At 35.8% G+C, this 1,560-nt stretch carries 1 protein-coding gene; it reads left to right on the plus strand.

What is annotated here, in order from left to right; genetic code table 11:
- Window positions 1–147: 147 nt before the first annotated feature.
- Window positions 148–1,479, plus strand: a complete 1,332-nt coding sequence (locus tag ACIPNH_RS01380; RefSeq protein ID WP_400771190.1) for a DNA recombination protein RmuC — start codon at window positions 148–150, stop codon at window positions 1,477–1,479.
- Window positions 1,480–1,560 lie beyond the last annotated feature (81 nt).

The raw sequence follows: 1,560 nt of genomic DNA on the forward strand, positions 1-1,560 counted from the left end.
CATTCCTGCACAATTTATTCTCATGATAAAAACGTCTTAACTTTCTCTCTACTTTTTCTGGGTAAGGTCACCTCTTTAGGTGCTCCTTTTTTCTTTCTTATACACACAAAAATCATATAGAATTGTAAATACAGCTTTTTTATTCTGATGCTTTTCAATTCTATAGCTCTGGTTGTCTCTCTATTACTATTTTTCTACATTATCGTAAAAAAACTGAGCGAAAAGAAAGCAAACCTTGAGGGTAATTTATGTAAATTAGAGCAAGAACTTCAAGAAACAAAGCAAACTTTGCTTACGAAGAATGAAGAAATAGTTGATCTAAGGGTCAAAAAAGCAGAACTTGAAGTAACTCTGCAAAAAGAACGTGAGGAAAAGAAAAAGGAAATAGAATTACTAACAAAAGCAGAGGAGAGATTAACAAACACTTTTAAAGCGCTCTCTCTTGATGCTTTGCAAACAAATAACAATAATTTTCTGAACTTAGCAAAGGAAGTAATCGATAGTAAATTAAAAGAAACGGAAAGCGATTTCAAAAAAAGACAAGCAACGATCAACGAAGTTGTAACTCCAATAAAAGAAAAATTAGAAAAATTCGATAATGAAATACGTGAGCTAGAAAAGGAGAGGGTAGGGGCCTATGAAGGTTTAAAGGAGCAAATTGGAGCGCTGATGAACCAAACTTCCAACCTTGCTAATGCCCTGAGGAAACCTCACATTAGGGGCAAATGGGGTGAAATGCAACTCAAAAGAGTGGTAGAAATGGCAGGAATGATTGAGTATTGCGATTTTTTTACTCAGCCGTCAGTGATTGATAAAAACGAGGATAATTTATTGCGTCCTGATTTAATAATCAAAATGCCATCTGGAAAGCAAATAATAATAGATGCTAAAGTGCCGCTTGATTCTTACATGGATGCTATATCACAAAATGATTTGCAAATACAAAAGGAGAAATTAAAGAACCATTCCCTGGCAATAAAAAAACACATAAATGATTTGGGTAAAAAAGAGTATTGGAATCAATTTGAAAATACGCCAGAACTTGTGGTGCTTTTCTTAACAGGGGAGGGGGTTTTTAGCGCAGCACTGGAATATGAGCCTGCTTTGATAGAGATTGGAGTGGAAAAAAAAGTGATCATTGCAACACCGATCACTCTAATTGCGTTGCTGAGAGCAATAGCGTATGGATGGAAGCAAGAGATGATAGCTGAAAACGCAAAGAAAATCAGTGAACTAGGTCATACTTTATATGAGCGCATTTGCACAATGGGTGAAAACTTTGATAATTTGCGCAGGAGCTTAAAAAGTGCTGTTGATCATTATAATAAAACTGCTGGCTCTCTTGAAGCAAGGGTGTTTCCTGCTGCTCGAGAATTCAATAAGCTTGGTATACATGCAAAAAATAAAAGTTTAAGTGCTGCAAAGGAATTAGAGTCTTTACCACGCAGTTTACATACTGAGGAGCTGAAAGTAGATTAGGCATCTTAACAGGGAGTGTTAAATAAACCATACGCGTCAAGTTAAGGAATGTAGAGAGCTTAAAGTAGATACCCTGGTCTT

This window comes from Wolbachia endosymbiont of Drosophila barbarae, assembly GCF_044752445.1.
Taxonomy (GTDB): domain Bacteria; phylum Pseudomonadota; class Alphaproteobacteria; order Rickettsiales; family Anaplasmataceae; genus Wolbachia; species Wolbachia pipientis.